Raw genomic sequence first — 18552 nt, 5'->3', positions numbered from 1 at the left:
TACCGGGATATGCTCTGTCAACGGCCGGATATAAAGGCGAACCTTCATCCTCATTTATCCAGCGTTTCGCTCCAGTCATGCACCATGGTGCCTTCCAGGAACTTCTCGGCATCCATGGCCGCCATGCACCCGGTTCCGGCTGCCGAGATGGCCTGACGGTACCGGGTATCCTGCACGTCTCCGCAAGCAAAGACGCCGGGAATGTTCGTTTCGGTCGTGCCCGGGTTCACCACAATGTACCCGTTAGCATCGGTCGTAATCTGTCCGCCCAGGAAGGCCGTGTTCGGTGTGTGCCCGATGGCAACGAAGACACCGTCCGCTTCCAGCAGTTCTTCCAGACCTGTCTCATTGTTGCGCACAGTCAGCCCTTTGACTCCCGTATCGCTAACGGTCACTTCCAGCGGTGTACGGTTAAGCGCCCAGGCCACCTTGCTGTTCTCACGCGCACGGTCCTGCATAATCTTCGATGCGCGCAGCTCCTCGCGGCGGTGCACCAGGGTTACACTGGAGGCAAAGCGGGTCAGGAAGCTGGCTTCCTCCATTGCGGAGTCCCCGCCGCCAACAACAATAATCTTCTTGCCGCGGAAAAAGAAGCCGTCACAGGTAGCGCATGTGCTGACCCCGCGCCCCACATTCTCCTGCTCGCCGGGGATGCCCAGATATCTGGCGGAAGCACCGGTCGAAATAATGACCGACTCCGCTTCCAGTACACCAAGCCCATCCACGGTTACTTTGAAGGGCCGCTGCGAGAAATCGACGGAATCCACCCAGCCGTTCTTGAACTCTGCCCCGAAACGTTCAGCCTGCTTGCGCATGTTGTCCATCAGATCGGGTCCAAGAATGCCTTCAGGGAAGCCCGGAAAGTTCTCCACTTCTGTCGTCGTTGTCAGTTGTCCTCCCGGCTGCAAGCCTTCAATTACAAGCGGGCTAAGGTTGGCACGTGCCAAATAAATTGCGGCAGTCAGCCCTGCCGGGCCTGTTCCGATTACAATTGTTTTGTACATCACATTGGCCTCCTTACAAGTGGGTGATTATTTACTTCGAAGAAACGGCTGTGGGGGCTTCTAGGAAGCAGCCTGATCCGCGTTTCCGGTGAACAATATAAGGATGCAGAATCGGGCATCATTTATACCTGGTTGCTTATATTACTTGAGGGCGGCGGTTCATGCCCTTATATCTTCTCTGTGGAAGGGGACAAGTCTCCCGGCTCCGCGATCAGCTTCAAGGTGCCGCACGCGCTGTCGATCCGCCGTGCATACCGGCTGACCATCGAGGCAGAGACATCATAACGCTGGGCCACCTCACGGTAAGTCACCGGACGGCTGTGCAGCTTGGCTGTTAAGTATTCCAAGGCGGCACACCAGCCTTCTGTGTGACTAAAGCGTGGCACATCGGGATACAGGCTGCCGATGAACTGCTTCCAGAGATTCTCCGCATCCTTCTTCTGAAGGGCATCGTATCTCCGGTCCATCACGGCCAGCGTATGATCAACAATCCGCTGCCAGTCTTCTTTCCACTCCGGCAGACCCTTATGAGACTGAGTCGGTGCGGCCTCCCGGTCTTCCTTAAGAGCCACGTTCTCCTCCGGAGCGCTGCCGATTAGCCGCTGAAGGCTAAGCAGCGCTGCCTCCTGCAGCTTATCCTCCTGAAGCGGCTCCTGCTCCAGCAGTTCCCGCAGCACTTCGGACATCTCCTCATCCTCAATCCAGCGGAGCGCCTCTGTGACCTGCAGCTTGGTACCGGAATCACCGTAGCGCAGCGCCCAGAAGAACGACGCGCGCAGCAGCGGATTGCTCCGGACTTCTGCTGTGAAGCTGCTGGTATTGTCTTTCCATTGCTTAAGCTGCTCCTGAAAAGGCAGCTGGTAGTTATAGCTGACCGGCGACATCGCCCGGTCTTCGGCCAGTGCCTGCTGCAGCTGTGACAGGAAGAAGCCCGGCACCGCTGATTCCGGATCCAGCTTCGCAGCCTGTCTCCAGCAGCGAAGCGCCTCACCGTAGAGGCCGCTGTTGCTTGCGGCGGCGGCACAGTAATGATAGAGGCTGGCATCTCCGCCCACCTCTTCATCCTTCAGCAGACGGCGGAAATGGCCGTAGGCCGTTTTGTGTCTGCCCAGGATGCCCATCGTTGTAGCCATTTTGAAGACATGCTCCTGATGAAAAGGCACGGTCGCTTCCAGCATTCTAAGCAGAGCGGCAAGCTGGTCCTGATCACCGGCATACTGCAGGAAAATCGCCATATTGCAAAGGGCGTGCAGGTTGCCCGGGTCCTGTTCCAGCACCTCGCCCAGACACTCCTTGGCTTTGACGAAACGGCCCATATAGAAATAGGCCAACGCCAGGTTGTTGTGTGCTGCAAGAAAATCCGGCGTGTTCTTCACGATCTCTTCCAGCAGCTTGACTGCCTGCGGAAACTTTCCTTCCTCAAGCAGGCTCCGGGCACGGTCATGCTCCACGACCCCTTCCCGGCTGCGGATGCGGATCAGCGGCGCAGGACGGTCAAGCTCATATTGCAGCAGCTCCATCAATTCCTCAGACTCTGCCAGATACTCACCGGCTGCATCTTCTTGCAGATACGTGACCAGCGAGCGCTCTGCTTCTTCAAAGCTCTCCATATTGGCAAAATTGTTAGCCATATAGAAGTGGCATTCCGTCATTGCGGGATCAATCTTTTCCAGCACATGGGTCAAAATATCATTGGATGCTTGATAATTGCCCATCTCAGATAATATACCCGCCATGTTACAGTGATTCACCGGATTGTCCGGCTCATATTCAACGGCTTTGCGAAAATTCTTCAATGCCTTATCATATTGAAAGCGGTCCAGCGACCGTACGGCTCTTTCAAAGAAAAAATTGGCATCCAGAGTAACCGGAATTACATTGCAGGGCTCCGCGTCATCTGAAGTTCTCTCAATCATGGAAGCAAGGCACCTCCCTCATAAAGCTTCCTTATCCTCACAAAAATAGGAGAGCAGCGCCTAAGCGGCACCCGAGCTCCCACCTTAAGCATTCTATCGTTTCCATTTCTGGCCGTAGCTGCCTTCACACAGTATACCACATGTGGCAGGGGGATTCTCAAGCTAAGGGAAGGCGGCCGGCAGGAAAAAAGATGAAGCGGTCAGGAGTGCGGTTTCCATGCATTATTTCAGAAAAAAACACGGGAAATTAAATTCCCGCGTCTCTGAATAATTTATCGATTGAACCGCCTTCAATAATAATGCGCGTGGCTTCAGCCAGCATCGGTGCTACCGATAGCACCTTATACCGGGTAGAATGATCGTCCGGCAGTGCAATCGAATCCGTGACGACCACTTCGTCGATATTCTCATGGTCCATGCGGGCCAGTGCATCACCGGAGAAAAGACCATGTGTTGCACAGACGATGCTGTTCTTGGCTCCACGTTCCTTCAGGCCTTCCACCACGTTCACAATCGTCGTACCGGTGTCAATCAGATCCTCGATAATAACCGGAGTTCGTCCCTCGACATCGCCAATCACATGGGTGATCACCGATTCATTGTGCGCCGGACGCTTCTTGATCATAATGGCAAAGGGCGAATCAAGCCGGCTGGCGAGCTTCTCGGCCATGGAGGCGCGTCCCGCGTCGGGTGATACGACCACAGGATTGGAGATGCCCTTCATCTTCAGATAGCCGCTAATCAGATCGAGTGCGGTCAGATGATCCACCGGAATATTGAAGAAGCCCTGGATCGCCGCCGCATGCAGGTCGATTGTAATAACACGGGTAGCGCCTGCAGTGGTCAGTACATCGGCAACCATTTTGGCCGAGATCGGCTCGCGCGGTGCGGATTTGCGTTCCTGCCGGGCATAGCCGTAATAAGGGACAATAATATTCACCGTTCTGGCTGAGGCGCGTTTGGCCGCATCAATCATAACGAGCAGCTCTACGAACAGCTCATTAATAGGATGAGCGAGGGATTGCACCAAAAATACGTCGCAGTTCCGGATGCTCTCTTCATAATGCACATAAATCTCGCCGCTCTTGAAACGGGTCAGCTTAATTTGGCCGAGGGGTGCACCAAGACGCTCCGCAATGTCTGCGGCCAGCTTCGGATTCGACGAACCGGAAAAAATACGCAATTGATGATGCTGCATAGTACCCTCCTGGGGATCATAATTTATAGTTGGAACGGAACGGATGTCCGGCGCCGGCCTTCAAACACCGCCAGTTCACGGAAGCCAGTGCGCCACAGCAGGCTGCGCGCCTCCTGCAGCCCGTCTCCCAGCTTGGCCGGGTCATGGGCATCAGAGCCTAGGGTAAGCGGGATAGCTAGAGTATGTGCCTGCTGCAGCACATGCTCCGCCGGAAACATTTCAGCGCATGGCTTGGTCAGACCGGAAGCATTAAGCTCCATGGCAATTCCGCTGGCGGCTATCGCTTCCAGGGCACTCCGCTCCAGTTGTCTCGCTTCGGCTTTGTCCTCCTGGGTCTGCGGGCCGAAACCGAACCGTTTTATCACATCCATATGTCCTATAATATCATATAATCCCGATAACGCCGACTTCCTTACAGCATCATAATAACGGCGGTATACCTCCATTACATCCTTGCCTTCCCAGCCATGGGTCTGCCGGTGATCCGTGATATCCCACTCCCCGAGAAAATGCACAGAACCAATCAGATAATCCCACGGATAAGGCGATAAAAGCTCACGGATCTGCTCCTCATAGCCTTCGATATAATCCGCCTCCAGCCCGACCCGCAGCTCAATGATTCCGCGGTAGCGTTCCTTCAGTGTCAGGCACTCTTCTACATAACGCGGCAGCTCGGCGAGCGGCATAGCCATCTCCGGATAGTAGTTCTCCGGATCGACATGAATCAGCGGCAGATGATCGGACAAGCCCAGCTGCTGGAGCCCAAGCTCTATGCCGCGCTGCACATACTCCTCCAGCTTCCCGACGGCATGCCCGCAGCGCTCATGATGGGTATGGTAATCGATATGCATGCTGTAAAGGCTCCCTTCTAGTCGCGGCGCGGCCGTTCGTGACGGGCACTCAGCTCATCCATAATCTCATCCAGCGGAAGTTTGCGCTCCTGAAGCAGCACGAGCAGGTGATAGATCAGGTCACTGACCTCCAGGCGCAGCTCGGCGTTGTCTTTATTTTTGGCGGCGATAATCGTTTCGGATGCTTCTTCGCCCACCTTTTTCAGAATCTTGTCTACACCTTTATCAAACAGATAGGTTGTATAGGCGCCCTCAGGACGTTCGATTTCCCTCTCGGCAATGACCCGCTCCAGCTCGCCCAATACAGCGAATCGTCCTTCTTCAGCCAGTTCGGCTGCAGTCCAGCCCGGTTCCGCCCCTTGCGCCGCAACGGCCGGATGGCTAAGCGGAATCTCACGATAAAAGCATGTATTCTCCCCTGTATGACAGGCCGGACCCTCCGGCAGCACTTTCACAAGCAGGGTATCACTGTCGCAGTCATAATGGATAGAAGTAATTGCCTGGGTATTGCCGGAGGTTCCGCCTTTATGCCACAGCTCGCTGCGCGAACGGCTCCAGAACCACGTCTGGCCGCTCTCCAGCGAGAGACGCAGCGACTCTGGGTTCATATAGGCAACCATCAGCACCTCCAGGCTGTGCGCATCCTGCACCACGGCAGGCAGCAGTCCCGATTCATTCCAGCGGATACCTTGGATAATGTCTTCTTGTTCTTGGCTCATCGGATCTCTACCCCTTTGGACTTCAAATCTGCCTTCAGATCATGAATGGCAATCTCTTTATAATGAAAAATCGTAGCCGCCAGTCCGGCATCGGCTTTACCCCCGGTAAATACATCGTAGAAATGGTCAATATTCCCGGCACCGCCCGAAGCGATTACAGGAATACTCACTAGATCACTTACAGCAGATGTCAGCTTCAAGTCGAAGCCGTCCTTGGTCCCGTCGGCATCCATGCTGGTCAGCAGGATCTCACCGGCACCCATGGTTTCTGCTTCTTTGGCCCAGGCCAGCGCCCGGATCCCGGTCGGCTTGCGCCCTCCGTGCGTATACACTTCCCATTCGCCCCAAGCCTCATTATATTTGGCATCCATTGCTACCACAATACACTGGGAGCCAAAGCGACGCGCGCCTTCCAGAATAAGCTGCGGATTTTGGACTGCGGCCGTGTTGATGCCGATTTTATCCGCACCGGCGCGCAGAATCCGCTTCATATCATCCACGGTCGATATTCCGCCGCCAACTGTAAAAGGAATCGCGATCTCACCCGCAGTCTGCCGGACCACCTCAACCATCGTTGCCCGTCCTTCCACCGAAGCGGAAATATCCAGAAACACCAGTTCATCGGCACCTTCGCGGTCATACAGCGCCGCCAGCTCCACCGGGTCCCCGGCATCGCGCAGATTAACGAAATTCACGCCCTTGACTACCCGCCCGTCCTTCACATCAAGACAGGGAATGATGCGTTTGGCTAACATCTAGCAACACCTCCAGAGGCTTTTCAAATATAAAACCTTTTCATGTTCATGTAAAAAACTTTTTTCGATCCCCCTAAATCCCCCTTAGCCAAGGGGGACCCCAAGGGCCCCGGACCTCTGGACACCCGGAATGGGGCGTAAGAGCAGCAATCGCTGCATGGGTCTACCTGCATGAGCATGGAGCTCTTTCGTTCCCTACGGGAACACGCTGTACGGCGGCGCTCCTGCAGGAACCTTTCTCTGAATGTGAGAATGTCCGGTTGATTCCCCTATTTCTGCCCAAGCGCCGACAGCGCTTCGGTAAGCTTAATATTGCCGGTATACAGCGCCTTGCCGACAATCGCTCCGCCAATACCGCTGCCGCTATGTACGTTAAGCCGCAGCAGATCATCCAGGCTGGTCACACCGCCGGAGGCGATAACCGTCCGTCCGCTCGCAGCGGCCATCGAGAGAATTCCCTCTATGTTCGGACCCTGCATCATGCCGTCGCGGGAGATATCTGTATAGATGAACGTTTCTGCACCCTTGGCCGCGAGCTCCTTCGCTAAATCCTCCGCGCGCACTTCAGAGGTATTCAGCCAGCCGTGCGTAGCCACATAGCCGTTCCGGGCATCAATGCCGATAGCCACTTTATCGCCGTATTTGGCCAGCACGGCCTCCGTAAAGGCATGGTCATTGATAGCCGCTGTCCCGATAATCACCCGGCTGACGCCAAGGCCCAGCAGCTTCTCCACATCAGCAAGCGTACGCAGTCCGCCGCCGACCTGCACGGGAACACCCGCGTTACGGGCGATGGCGCCGATGATGGCATCATTGACCGGATGTCCGGCCTTCGCACCGTCCAAATCAACAAGATGGATGAACTGGCCGCCTTGCTCTTCCCACGATTTTGCCACCTGCACCGGGCTGTCGTTGTATATGGTCTCCTGGGCGTAATCGCCCTGCTGCAGTCTTACACATTTTCCATCCCGGATATCAATCGCCGGATAAACGATAAATGAAGACATCTGATGATCCCCGCTTTCCCTACAATATATTTATAGCGGGCTTACGCCCGCTCTCGCTTCAGCTGCAAAAAATTGCCCAGCAGTTTCATGCCTAGTTCCCCGCTCTTCTCCGGATGAAACTGCATTCCGAAGACATTATCCCGTCCGACCACCGCCGTTACCGGATGCCCGTAATCTGTAACAGCGAGCAAATCACTTGCTTGCTCCATCTGCACGTGATAAGAGTGGACGAAATACACATGTCCCTCTGTAAGATTGCTAAGCAGCGGACTCTGCGGCTGCAGGAAGCTCAGCTTGTTCCAGCCCATATGCGGCACCTTGTAGCCGTCCCGGGGGGCAAACCGCACGACCGACCCGGGCAGGATGTCCAGTCCGGTGTGCTCGCCGTGCTCCTCACTGCTGCTGAACAGCAGCTGCATCCCGAGGCAGATACCCAGCAATGGCTGGCCGCCGGCAGCAGCCTCCTTGACTATAACATCGAGACCGCTGCTGCGCAGCTGATCCATTGCATCCCCAAACGCGCCGACTCCGGGCAGAATGACACTGTCAGCTGCAAAAATCTCCTCCGGCTCGCCCGTCACCAGGCTCTTATAACCGAGCCGCTCCACCGCTTTACTGACACTATGCAGGTTGCCCATGCCGTAATCGACGATTGCAACGGTCATGCTACAGCACTCCCTTCGTAGAAGGCACACCCTTTACACGCGGATCAATCAGTGTCGCTTCATCCAGCGCCCGGCCTAGCGCCTTGAATACCGCTTCAATCATATGGTGGGTATTGGAGCCGTAGTGCACAATGACATGCAGCGTAATCCGCGCCTCCAGCGCGAACTTCCACAGGAACTCGTGAACCAGCTCTGTGGAGAAGCTACCTACCTGTTGAGACGGATACTCAGCCCGGTATTCAAAATGCGGCCGGTTGCTGATGTCGATAACCACCTGAGCCAGCGCCTCATCCATCGGGATGAACACACTCGCGTAACGCTTGATGCCTTTTTTGTCACCCAACGCTTCACGCAGCGCTTGTCCAAGACAGATTCCGATATCTTCTACGGTGTGGTGATCATCAATATCTATATCGCCGCGCGCCTGTACTGAAAGGTCGAATTGGCCGTGCTTTGCGAACAAATCCAGCATATGGTTCAGAAAGGGTACATCCGTCTCCAGCTCTGAAATGCCGCTTCCATCTACGCCGAGAGAGAGGGTAATATCCGTTTCATTGGTTTTGCGGCTAAGACCGGCTTTGCGCTCTGCCAGCTCGTTGTTGTTATTCTCCATCTTCTTCTGCTCCACCCTTCGTTTCGTTCTCCAGTCTGATTTGAATCGCCCGGGCATGGCCCTCAAGGCCCTCACGTCTGGCCAGCTCCATAATCGTCTCCCCGTCGCGCAGGAGCGCTTCCTTGCTGTAATAGATCAGGCTTGATTTCTTAATAAAATCATCCACATCGACCGGTGACGAGAAACGTGCCGTGCCGTTGGTTGGTATAATATGATTCGGTCCGGCAAAATAATCGCCGACCGGCTCCGAGCTGTAGGGACCGAGGAAGATGGCTCCGGCATTCTCGATGCTGCCGAGCAGTCCCATCGGATCCTCCGCTACAATCTCCAGATGCTCCGGCGCCAGCCGGTTGACTACGGCGATACCCTCCTGCAGCGATTCCACGACGATAATCGCGCCGTGGTTCTCGACGGAGGCGCGTGCTACCGCTTCGCGCGGAAGTTCCTGCAGCTGCCGTTCTACTTCGGCAGCTACCGTATCCGCCAGGCTCTGCGATGGCGTCACCAGGATGGCCGAGGCCATGATATCATGCTCGGCCTGGGAGAGCAGATCGGCCGCGATGTAGGCCGGCTCGGCGGTATCGTCGGCGAGCACGACGATCTCGCTCGGTCCGGCGATGCTGTCGATATCGACAGCGCCGTAGACCTCGCGTTTGGCCAGGGCCACGTAGATGTTGCCCGGCCCGCAGATTTTATCCACCGGCGCGATGGATTCCGTGCCGAAGGCGAGTGCGGCGACCGCCTGAGCGCCGCCCACCCGGTAAATCTCGCTCACGCCTGCCTCCGCGGCGGCGACGAGGATGTAAGGATCGATGCCCACCTTGCCGCCGGTAGCCGGCGGGGTGACCATTACGATCTCCGGTACGCCGGCAATCTGCGCCGGGATGACGTTCATCAGCACGGAGGACGGGTAAGCCGCCGTGCCGCCCGGAACATAGACGCCCACACGCTTAAGCGGGCGGATGATCTGTCCGAGGATCGTGCCGTCCGGCTGCAGATCCATCCAGGAGCTGCGTTTCTGCCGGGCATGAAACGCCCGGATATTGGCTGCGGCAGCGCGGATTGCAGTGACGAACGAATCCTCCACCCGGCTGTAAGCAGCCTGGAGTTCTTCTTCGGTCACCCGCAGTTCCGATGCTGTAAGCGTCGTGCGGTCAAATCGCTCCGTATAACGGAGCAGCGCAGCGTCGCCTTCTATTTTGATATCAGCTACGATTTGTCTTACCGTTTCATTCTGCTCCGGCGTTCCGTATTCCACTTCGCGCTGCAGCTTGAATTCCTTGCTCGATTGTACCTTCACCGCTGCTTCCCCCTTCTACACGTTAGAGCACCCTTTTTCCCGTGCACCCTTCGCCTGCCGCATACGTCTTCTTGGCGGCTGCTTAACTTACAATCCTATCTCAACTGCAATCCCGGCTCGCCGATAACCGCCTGCAGACGGTCGCACAGCTGCTGGATTTCTGCATTCTTCATCCGGTAGCTTACACGGTTGGCCACCAGCCGGCTAGTGATCTCAAAGATGCTCTCCATCTCCACCAGACCGTTATCCTTCAGTGTCTGTCCGGTCTCTACCATGTCCACAATGCGGTCAGCCAGACCGATCAGCGGTGCAAGCTCGATCGAACCGTTGAGCTTCACGACCTCCACCTGCTGGCCCTGCTCACGGAAATACCGTGAGGCGACATTCGGATATTTGGTAGCCACCCGCTGCTGAATGCCCGGCTGCCAGTTGGGCAGGCCGATTATGGACATCCGGCAGCGCGCGATGCCTAGATCAAGCAGCTCATACACATCACGGTCCTCTTCCAGCAGTACATCCTTGCCGACAATCCCGATATCCGCTACACCATATTCCACATATGTAGGCACATCAACCGGCTTAGCCAGAATAAATTCCATACCTGCCTCAGGCAGTGAAATTACCAGCTTTCGCGATTCTTCCCCATCCGCAGGAATCGATAATCCCGCCTGGCGGAACAGATCTGCCGCTTTATTGTATATCCGGCCTTTTGGCATCGCTACCTTGAGTATTTGCGCCATTGTAGTTAACCTCCGTTTCATATCCGTCCTGCAGAGATGAACTCATCTTCTCCGCGGCTTCCATTTATCACACTTTATTATCAATCATTCTTAACCTATCCTCATCCATGCTCACTGACAAAAGATACGAATGTATAGATTTCTCCGTACGCTTCGCCATCTGCTTCCACGGTCTCGGGGTCCAGCCGCTTCACGGTCTTAAGGTCTTCCGGTCCCGCCGCCAGTCTCGTAACGACAATCTGGCCTTCCGACCGCAGCCGTGCCGCTTCCTCCAGCCCTTCAGTCCGCCGCAGCGCATCGTATTGAATCAGGACCGGTAGCTCCTCCTCTTCCGGCATTCCGGACACTCCGTCCAGAATCCGGTTGGTCTTGAGGGAGAAGCCGGTTGAAGGCGTCGGCCGCCCGAATTGCTGCAGCAGATTGTCGTACCGGCCTCCGCTGCATACCGGAAAGCCAAGCTCGGAGGCATAGCCCTCAAAAGTCATACCTGTATAATAGGAAAAGTCTCCGACCATCGTCAGGTCAATCAGCACATGCTGGGATACCCCGTAGGATACCAGCACCTCCCATACCTTGCACAGATGCTCAATGGAAGTGCGGGCCAGCGGATGGCTGCTGAGCTCCAGGGCCTGTCCGCAGATTTCCTTGCCGCCGCGCAGGCGAAGCAGCCCGTACAGTTCACTCTTCTGTGCTTCCGGCAGCTCAAGCCGCCGCAGCGTATCGCGGAAGGCAACATAATCCCGGCCCAGCAGATGGTTCTTCAATTCCTCCTGAACCTCCGGCAGACCGGGAACCGCCTCCTGGAACAATCCGTCGAGGAAGCCCACATGGCCCATGGCAATCTTGAAAGACTTCACACCGGCTGCCTGCAGCGAGGCGATAGCCAGCGCTACGACCTCGGCATCGGCCTCGGGAGAGTCGTCGCCGACAAGCTCCACTCCAGTCTGGAAGAATTCTGCTTCCCGTCCCGCTTCCTCCTCAATCGCCCGGAAAACATTGGCATGGTAAGACAGGCGCAGCGGCAGCGGTTCATCCTTCAACAAAGAGGATACTACCCGGGCCACCGGAGCAGTCATTTCAGAACGCAGCACCAAGGCCTGACCCCGGTTGTTGAGCAGTTTATAAAGTTTTTGGTCGGATGTGGAGCTGGCCACACCAACCGTATCGTAATATTCCAGTGTAGGGGTAATCACCTGTTTATATCCCCAGCGGCTCATACAGTGCAGGACATCATTCTCAATCTTGCGCAGCTTCGTCACTGCGCGCGGGAGATAGTCGCGCACACCGGCCGGCTTTTCAAATCCCTTCGGCTTGGACATCTTCATTAGTCACCTCGTCAGATAGCATAAGAACAAATATATATCACACTTTACTATGGTAAAGTGGTAGTAAAGTAAAGCAGTGGCAATATCGTATCACGGACGGTCCTTTTACGTCAATAATCCCCCCTACAACAGCATAGCATTTATTGCCATATAAGATGAACGTTCTACATTGATAATAAAGTTCACTGCTCTTCACCCTTATGGTACACCAGACCCCCGCTAAAATAAAATCGCTTACAAATTACTCTTTACAAATGAATAGGAACCGGAGTAAGATACAAGAAAAGTTGTATACAAGTATACAACCAACGCCATCCATATTCTGATTGAGGAGTGAAGAAGCTATGAAATTAGGAATGATCGGACTTGGCAAGATGGGTTTCAACCTTGCTTTGAACCTGCTGGGCCATGGACATGAGGTAGTTGTAAGCGATATCAATCCGCAGAGGGGCGAACAATTAGCCGGGCTGGGTGCACAGCCTGCGTCTTCCATTGAAGAACTGGTCCTTAATCTGGAGCACCCCCGGGTCATCTGGATTATGGTTCCCGCGGGCGCTGTTGTTGAAAGCGTAATCGATAAGCTTTCCGGTCTGCTGGCGGCGGGGGATATTATCATAGAAGGCGGAAACTCCCATTATAAGGACTCTGCGGAGCGTGCAGAGAAGCTGAAGGAACGCGGTATTCACTTTTTCGATGCCGGCACCTCCGGCGGAACCAGCGGGGCTGAGCACGGAGCCTGCTTTATGATTGGCGGTAATCAGGAGGTCTTTGCGACAATTGAGCCTTTATTCCGCGATCTAGCTGTGGATCAGGGCTATCTGTATGCCGGGCAATCCGGGAGCGGACATTTCCTCAAGATGATTCATAACGGCATCGAATACGGCATGATGCAGTCCATTGCCGAAGGTTTCGAGCTGCTTGAGAAAAGCAGCTTTGACTTCAACTATGAGGACGTTGCCCGCCTGTGGTCTAACGGCTCTGTTATCCGCGGCTGGCTCATGGAGCTTGCACAAAATGCTTTTGCCAAAGATCCGCAACTGGCTGGAATCCGCGGGGTGATGCAGAGCTCAGGGGAAGGTAAATGGACCGTTCAGACCGCGCTTGACCTGCAGGCCAGTACCCCGGTTATCGCCCTGTCTCTTCTGATGCGTTACCGGTCGCTTGAGGAGGATACTTTTCACGGCAAGGTTGTTGCCGCACTCCGCAGTGAGTTTGGCGGACATGCCGTTGTGCAGGAAGGCTGAGCAGTACTGCGCATAGTCCCGGCCCCAGGCACCGGCGACAACGTATTTTAAAGCGATGACCCTGCAGGAATTGTATGCTAAAATCGTTAAGGTACCACAACTAGCGTACTATTCAATCCTGCATAGAGGAGTCGTTTATAATGCAATACCCTTCCGCCTGGCTGCAAGGAGCTTCTCTCGGAGAAGCCATTGCCTGTGAACTTCGGCTGCAAATTATAGATGAGAAAATCAAGCCTGGTGAGGTGCTCTCCGAGAACCGGATCGCCGCGGACTTTGGTACCAGCCGCTCCCCCGTCCGGGAAGCGCTTAAATCGTTATCCAGTGAAGGGTTAATCCGTCTTGAACGGATGGGTGCCGTTGTTGTCGGCCTGAATCTGAAGGATGTTGAGGAACTGTATGATGTACGGTATCTTATCGAGAGCTTTGCCCAGCAGAGACTGGCCGAGGGGAATCACGAAGCGCTGATCCAACAGCTGGAACAAATCATCGATAAGATGAAGCTGGCTGTCAAACACAATGATTTTGTCGAGTTTGCGTACCAGGATTTTTCTTTCCACGAAGCTATTGTCACTGAAGCCAAACACACCCGGATACTGCATTTGTGGAAGAGTATTCGTCATATCGTCATGACCGTCATCCTAATTACCACCGAAAAAGGCTTCGACAACGGGGAAGAACGGATGAATTGGGTAGCTGATAAACACCGGACGGTAGTGGAAGCCCTGCGTTCCGGAAATGCGGAGACCATCCGCAAGGTCGTTCAGGCCTATTTTGCCGACTCTGGAGAAACGCTGATCCGCAGCCTGCCCTAAGCAGACTAATGACCACGAGGGTGAGCTGTGCTGCTCCCTTTTCCGCCGTAACTTGTCGACAAGTATACCGGACTTTCGTTTATTGAAAACGCTCTTGCAGGTTATGTTATAAGCAGTATCTATTTCCGTGAATCCACCTATAATGGAGGCATCGATTACTATGCAAAATTTGCTTGGACTTAGCCATAACGCAACATTGCTCTTTTGGACATTGCTTGTCATTGTTTTTCTGGTTATGCTTATCGCCAGATACAAATGGAATCCTTTTGTCACGCTGCTTCTCTCTGCACTAGTTCTTGGCCTGCTGGCAGGAATGGAATATCAGACACTGATCAAATCCGTCACGGGCGGCTTAGGCGGCACTCTTGGAACGATAGCCATAGTAATCGGCCTCGGGACGATGCTGGGAAAAATGATGGCCGAATCCGGCGGCGCAGAACGTATCGCGAACACACTTGTGGATCGTTTCGGGGAGAAGAACGTTCACTGGGCGATGATGCTGGTTGGTTTCGTTGTCGGGATTCCTGTATTTTTTGAAGTTGGCGTCATTCTGCTTATTCCTGTGGTATTCATGGTGGCCCGCAAAACCAAGATGCCGCTCCTGCAGATCGGAATTCCGATTCTCGCCGGTCTGTCGACCGTCCACGGGCTCGTTCCGCCGCATCCGGCGCCCATGATCGCCATAGGTGCCTATAATGCAAATTTGGGTAAAACGATTCTATATTCTATCCTTGTTGGTTTGCCTACGGCAATTATCGCAGGACCGCTGTTCGGCAAATTTATCGGGAAACGCATCCAGGTAACACCTCCCGCAGAGCTGGCTGAACAATTCGCGGCCAAAAGTGTCCGGGAACTGCCCGGCTTCGCCATTACGCTGCTGACCATCCTGTTGCCTGTTATTCTTATGCTGATGGGTTCAGTTGCAGATATCCTTGATCCGTCCGGCGTTAATGCCTTTACACCCTTTGCCAAGTTTATTGGTCATGAGGTTATCGCCCTGCTCATCGCGGCGGTCTTTTCCTTCTTTTCGCTGGGGTTTGCCCGCGGCTTCAAGAAAGAAGATATCTCACGGTTTACCAGCGAATGCCTCGCGCCGACAGCGTCAATCATCCTCATCATCGGAGGTGGGGGTGCCTTTAAGCAGGTGCTGATCGACAGCGGAGTCGGCGGTGCGATTGCTGCTGTTGCTACACAATCCCATGTGAATATTATATTCTTTGCCTGGCTCGTAGCTGCACTGATCCGCGTGGCTACAGGTTCCGCTACAGTAGCCATGACAACGGCTGCAGGCATTGTTGCACCGGTACTGGCCGTAAGCACTGGCGTAAATATCGAGCTCGTAGTGCTGGCTACAGGTGCCGGTTCACTGGTACTTTCACATGTCAATGATGCCGGCTTCTGGATGATTAAGGAGTTCTTTGGAATGTCCGTAGTACAGACGCTGAAGACGTGGACAGTTATGGAGACTCTTTTATCCGTAGTAGGCCTGGCTTTCATTATGATATTAAGTGTCATTGTCTAATTACCACTGAAAGAAGGGCTGCATGTTGAGTACATCCTATATGATCGGCGTTGATATTGGAACTACAAGCACCAAGGCCGTTCTCTTCAAAGAGAATGGAAGCATCGTCACTCAGGCAAATGTAGGATATCCCCTGCATCAGCCTTCGCCTTCAGTCGCTGAGCAAGACCCTGAACAGATTCTGAACGCAGTTATCCATACAATAGCAACGGTGATGCAAACAAGCGGCATCCAGCCGGCTGAGCTGCTGTTCCTCTCGTTCAGCTCAGCCATGCACAGCGTAATTGCTGTTGATGCTGAAGGCAAGCCCCTTACCGCCTGTATCACATGGGCCGACAACCGGAGCAGTGCCTCAGCTGCCCGCCTGAAAAATGAACTGGGCGGACATGAACTGTACCTGCGCACGGGAACCCCGATTCATCCCATGTCACCTATCACCAAGCTGATGTGGCTGGGCGAGGAACAGCCGGACCTGTTCCGGCAGACCTATAAATTTATTTCCATCAAGGAATACGTCTTTGCCCGTCTGTTTGGTGAATACATCATTGACCATTCGATCGCTTCTTCCACAGGCATGTTCAATTTGGAGAAGCTGGCCTGGGATGATGAAGCCCTGCGCATTGCCGGGATTACGGCTGAACACCTCTCGAAGCCTGTCCCTACTACTCAGGTTGTCCAAGGGCTGCTGCCGGGCTTTGCAGAGCAGCTTGGACTGCTGGCCTCAACGCCCTTCGTTGTGGGAGCCAGTGACGGCGTGCTCTCCAATCTCGGCGTAGGCGCCATACAGCCGGGTGTCGTGGCGGCCACCATCGGCACAAGCGGTGCAATCCGCACCGTGGTCGACCGCCCGCTGACCGACCCGAAGGGCCGGATCTTCTGCTACGCCCTGACCGAGAAGCACTGGGTCATCGGCGGACCGGTGAACAATGGCGGTATGCTGTTCCGCTGGGTGCGCGATGAATTCGCCGCCTCTGAGGTGGAGACCGCGAAGCGCCTCGGGATCGATCCCTATGAAGTCCTGACGCGTATTGCCGAACAGGTGCCTCCGGGGAGCAACGGCCTGCTGTTTCATCCATATCTGACCGGTGAGCGTGCTCCGCTGTGGAATCCGGATGCCCGCGGCTCCTTCTTTGGACTGAGCATGACCCACCGGAAGGAGCATATGATCCGCTCTGTGCTGGAAGGTGTTATCTTCAATATGTACACCGTGCTGCTGGCCATGGAAGAGCGGATCGGGCGTCCGGGCAAAATACTGGCCACCGGCGGTTTTGCCCGTTCGTCCCTATGGCGGCAGATGATGGCTGATATTTTTGATCAGGAGGTTATCATCCCGGAGAGCATTGAGAGCTCCTGCCTCGGAGCAGTCGTGCTTGGTCTATACGCAACCGGACGGGCCAGCTCCCTCGATATCGTTTTTGAGATGATCGGCTCGACCCACCGGCATCAGCCAATTGAAGCACACGCCAAGGTCTACAAACAGCTGCTGCCCATCTTTATTTCCGTATTCCGCAGTCTGGAGAGCCAGTATGAAGCTATTGCAGCGTTCCAGCGCGAGCAAGCCGGAGAATAGGCTGCAGTGCTGTACCTGAACCCCATATACAAAAAGCGCCGAAGAACCCGCATTTGCAGGCTCCCGGCGCTTTTATATTTAACTCATTATACCATCGCTTTGGTTTTTGGCTTCTGCGGGGCAGAACCGAACAGCACCCAGGCCGGCTTCACATAACGGAAGACCAGCGCCACGACCAGCCACGATCCCAGCAGTGCAACCAGCCAGCCTCCGGCAATGGCTGCCGTATAGGCCAGCGAACCGCCGTGAAACGGCAGCTTTCTGTATATGAACAGCAGGGCTGGATGCAGCAGATAAATGCCGAACGAGCAGGCGCCTATCGAGATTAACATCCGCGTCAGCAGGCTGCGTCCGGCTCCATACAGCAGGAAGGACAGCTGCAGGAGCACCACACAGGAGAGCAAGGCATGAAGATTGGAGAACCCCTCATACCAGAGGCTGTTAATGACTGTTTTCTTCGTATAGTTGTTGAACCACAGCTCTACATGAATAATCCCTGCAGCTGCCCATAGCAGCCATAGCAGGATCCAGACTCCGCCTTTACCGGATCTCCAGCCCTCGCGCGACGGGATGAGCCACTTTTTGAGAGGTCCGTAATAGACGGCAATTGCCGCTCCCAGCAGGAAATAGGAGAAATAGGTAATCGCAAGGCTGCCTTTAGACAACTGCCAGTACCCGTGGTTCGTCATATACTTGTTCAGCAGGACAAAACCCCACTGCAGCGCAAGCCCAATGACCGGGGCCCAGGCAGCGAGCCGGCGGACCTTTTGCAGGCACCACAGCATGAGAGGGAACAGCAGATAGAACTGAATGATTATAATGATGTAGTAAAGATGTGTATACGCCGTACCGGTCCAGAGATACTTCCACATCTTGGCCGTCATATCGCCCAGCGGCATGTCCCACGTATGACCGGACGTCATTTTTAATATAAAGTACAGGAACGAAAATACCACATAAGGCACAATAATATAGACCAGCCTTCGGCTATAAAACTTGCCCAGCGTTTTCCCGCTCAGCGGGCGGTCGATGTAGTTATAGAACAGTACAAACCCGCTTAAGAATACAAAAGACGGAACCGCAAACTGGCTGAATTTGTTGATGAACAAAAAAGGATGAAACATGGATGTGTCCAGTGTCTCCGCCAGGGTGCGTGAAGTAGCATGAATGGCCAGTACCGCAAAAATTGCAATCGCCCGAAAAATATCCAGCTGTGGAATTCTTTCTTTATTTCCCATGAATGTTCCTCCTGTTAAGCTCCATATCCTAGAGTACCAATAATCTATTTAATAATAATTTCCTGCATTACTC

At 54.4% G+C, this 18552-nt stretch carries 17 protein-coding genes; 4 read left to right on the top strand and 13 right to left on the bottom strand.

The window, feature by feature from the left end; genetic code table 11:
• Positions 1–50: 50 nt before the first annotated feature.
• From trxB to QU597_RS00765, 12 genes are all read right to left on the bottom strand, one after another.
• Positions 51–1004, bottom strand: a complete 954-nt coding sequence (gene trxB, locus QU597_RS00820; protein ID WP_054943377.1) for a thioredoxin-disulfide reductase — start codon at positions 1002–1004, stop codon at positions 51–53.
• A 167-nt stretch (positions 1005–1171) separates the two neighbouring features.
• The gene (locus QU597_RS00815) at positions 1172–2920 is read right to left on the bottom strand and encodes a tetratricopeptide repeat protein (RefSeq protein ID WP_310830944.1); all 1749 of its coding nucleotides are present in this window, start codon (positions 2918–2920) and stop codon (positions 1172–1174) included.
• 247 nt (positions 2921–3167) lie between these two features.
• Positions 3168–4118, bottom strand: coding sequence for a ribose-phosphate diphosphokinase (locus QU597_RS00810; protein WP_236336465.1), 951 nt, complete (start codon positions 4116–4118; stop codon positions 3168–3170).
• A gap of 23 nt (positions 4119–4141) precedes the next feature.
• Positions 4142–4969: a histidinol-phosphatase HisJ gene (gene hisJ / locus QU597_RS00805; RefSeq protein ID WP_310830943.1), complete on the bottom strand. Its 828-nt coding sequence runs from the start codon at positions 4967–4969 to the stop codon at positions 4142–4144.
• A gap of 17 nt (positions 4970–4986) precedes the next feature.
• A complete protein-coding gene (gene hisIE, locus QU597_RS00800; protein ID WP_310830942.1) occupies positions 4987–5688 on the bottom strand; it encodes a bifunctional phosphoribosyl-AMP cyclohydrolase/phosphoribosyl-ATP diphosphatase HisIE in 702 nt (233 codons plus the stop codon).
• Positions 5685–6443 carry an imidazole glycerol phosphate synthase subunit HisF gene (hisF, locus tag QU597_RS00795; protein WP_310830941.1) on the bottom strand — a complete coding sequence of 253 codons (759 nt, stop codon included), beginning with the start codon at positions 6441–6443 and terminating at the stop codon, positions 5685–5687. The genes hisIE and hisF overlap by 4 nt, the downstream gene beginning before the upstream one ends.
• Before the next feature lie 269 nt (positions 6444–6712).
• Positions 6713–7450, bottom strand: a complete 738-nt coding sequence (gene hisA / locus QU597_RS00790) for a 1-(5-phosphoribosyl)-5-[(5-phosphoribosylamino)methylideneamino]imidazole-4-carboxamide isomerase (RefSeq protein WP_310830940.1) — start codon at positions 7448–7450, stop codon at positions 6713–6715.
• A 41-nt stretch (positions 7451–7491) separates the two neighbouring features.
• Complete coding sequence (gene hisH, locus QU597_RS00785; protein ID WP_310830939.1) at positions 7492–8115, bottom strand: imidazole glycerol phosphate synthase subunit HisH; 624 nt, start codon at positions 8113–8115, stop codon at positions 7492–7494.
• A gap of 1 nt (position 8116) precedes the next feature.
• Positions 8117–8728, bottom strand: coding sequence for an imidazoleglycerol-phosphate dehydratase HisB (hisB, locus tag QU597_RS00780; protein WP_236336459.1), 612 nt, complete (start codon positions 8726–8728; stop codon positions 8117–8119).
• Positions 8718–10028 carry a histidinol dehydrogenase gene (gene hisD, locus QU597_RS00775; protein ID WP_310830938.1) on the bottom strand — a complete coding sequence of 437 codons (1311 nt, stop codon included), beginning with the start codon at positions 10026–10028 and terminating at the stop codon, positions 8718–8720. The genes hisB and hisD overlap by 11 nt, the downstream gene beginning before the upstream one ends.
• Before the next feature lie 95 nt (positions 10029–10123).
• Complete coding sequence (gene hisG / locus QU597_RS00770) at positions 10124–10768, bottom strand: ATP phosphoribosyltransferase (protein ID WP_310830937.1); 645 nt, start codon at positions 10766–10768, stop codon at positions 10124–10126.
• A 101-nt stretch (positions 10769–10869) separates the two neighbouring features.
• Complete coding sequence (locus QU597_RS00765) at positions 10870–12087, bottom strand: ATP phosphoribosyltransferase regulatory subunit (protein WP_310830936.1); 1218 nt, start codon at positions 12085–12087, stop codon at positions 10870–10872.
• A gap of 350 nt (positions 12088–12437) precedes the next feature.
• Between QU597_RS00765 and gnd the strand changes: the two genes are divergently transcribed.
• The 4 genes from gnd (at position 12438) to gntK (ending at position 17241) form a co-directional block, all read left to right on the top strand.
• Entirely contained in the window at positions 12438–13337 is a 900-nt protein-coding gene (gnd, locus tag QU597_RS00760; RefSeq protein ID WP_310830935.1) for a phosphogluconate dehydrogenase (NAD(+)-dependent, decarboxylating), read from the top strand.
• 140 nt (positions 13338–13477) lie between these two features.
• The gene (locus QU597_RS00755; RefSeq protein WP_310830934.1) at positions 13478–14149 is read left to right on the top strand and encodes a GntR family transcriptional regulator; all 672 of its coding nucleotides are present in this window, start codon (positions 13478–13480) and stop codon (positions 14147–14149) included.
• 160 nt (positions 14150–14309) lie between these two features.
• Complete coding sequence (locus tag QU597_RS00750; RefSeq protein WP_310830933.1) at positions 14310–15671, top strand: GntT/GntP/DsdX family permease; 1362 nt, start codon at positions 14310–14312, stop codon at positions 15669–15671.
• Positions 15672–15693: 22 nt separating this feature from the next.
• Positions 15694–17241 (top strand): gluconokinase, encoded by a 1548-nt coding sequence (gene gntK / locus QU597_RS00745; protein ID WP_310830932.1) that lies wholly within the window; start codon positions 15694–15696, stop codon positions 17239–17241.
• A gap of 86 nt (positions 17242–17327) precedes the next feature.
• Here gntK and QU597_RS00740 read toward each other — a convergent pair whose 3' ends face one another.
• Entirely contained in the window at positions 17328–18479 is a 1152-nt protein-coding gene (locus QU597_RS00740; RefSeq protein WP_310830931.1) for an acyltransferase, read from the bottom strand.
• Between the last annotated feature and the right edge of the window lie 73 nt (positions 18480–18552).

It is taken from the genome of Paenibacillus pedocola, from assembly GCF_031599675.1.
Lineage (GTDB): Bacteria > Bacillota > Bacilli > Paenibacillales > Paenibacillaceae > Paenibacillus_AQ > Paenibacillus_AQ pedocola.
Note: the sequence above shows the minus strand (reverse complement) of the source record. Positions and strands in the feature narration are given on the sequence as shown.

Excerpts from the sequence above, each read along its gene's own strand:
- trxB (WP_054943377.1), bottom strand. The coding sequence starts at position 1,004 with ATGTACAAAACAATTGTAATCGGAACAGGCCCGGCAGGGCTGACTGCC.
- QU597_RS00815 (WP_310830944.1), bottom strand. The coding sequence starts at position 2,920 with ATGATTGAGAGAACTTCAGATGACGCGGAGCCCTGCAATGTAATTCCG.
- QU597_RS00810 (WP_236336465.1), bottom strand. The coding sequence starts at position 4,118 with ATGCAGCATCATCAATTGCGTATTTTTTCCGGTTCGTCGAATCCGAAG.
- hisJ (WP_310830943.1), bottom strand. The coding sequence starts at position 4,969 with ATGCATATCGATTACCATACCCATCATGAGCGCTGCGGGCATGCCGTC.
- hisIE (WP_310830942.1), bottom strand. The coding sequence starts at position 5,688 with ATGAGCCAAGAACAAGAAGACATTATCCAAGGTATCCGCTGGAATGAA.
- hisF (WP_310830941.1), bottom strand. The coding sequence starts at position 6,443 with ATGTTAGCCAAACGCATCATTCCCTGTCTTGATGTGAAGGACGGGCGG.
- hisA (WP_310830940.1), bottom strand. The coding sequence starts at position 7,450 with ATGTCTTCATTTATCGTTTATCCGGCGATTGATATCCGGGATGGAAAA.
- hisH (WP_310830939.1), bottom strand. The coding sequence starts at position 8,115 with ATGACCGTTGCAATCGTCGATTACGGCATGGGCAACCTGCATAGTGTC.
- hisB (WP_236336459.1), bottom strand. The coding sequence starts at position 8,728 with ATGGAGAATAACAACAACGAGCTGGCAGAGCGCAAAGCCGGTCTTAGC.
- hisG (WP_310830937.1), bottom strand. The coding sequence starts at position 10,768 with ATGGCGCAAATACTCAAGGTAGCGATGCCAAAAGGCCGGATATACAAT.
- QU597_RS00765 (WP_310830936.1), bottom strand. The coding sequence starts at position 12,087 with ATGTCCAAGCCGAAGGGATTTGAAAAGCCGGCCGGTGTGCGCGACTAT.
- gnd (WP_310830935.1), top strand. The coding sequence starts at position 12,438 with ATGAAATTAGGAATGATCGGACTTGGCAAGATGGGTTTCAACCTTGCT.
- QU597_RS00755 (WP_310830934.1), top strand. The coding sequence starts at position 13,478 with ATGCAATACCCTTCCGCCTGGCTGCAAGGAGCTTCTCTCGGAGAAGCC.
- QU597_RS00750 (WP_310830933.1), top strand. The coding sequence starts at position 14,310 with ATGCAAAATTTGCTTGGACTTAGCCATAACGCAACATTGCTCTTTTGG.
- gntK (WP_310830932.1), top strand. The coding sequence starts at position 15,694 with ATGTTGAGTACATCCTATATGATCGGCGTTGATATTGGAACTACAAGC.
- QU597_RS00740 (WP_310830931.1), bottom strand. The coding sequence starts at position 18,479 with ATGGGAAATAAAGAAAGAATTCCACAGCTGGATATTTTTCGGGCGATT.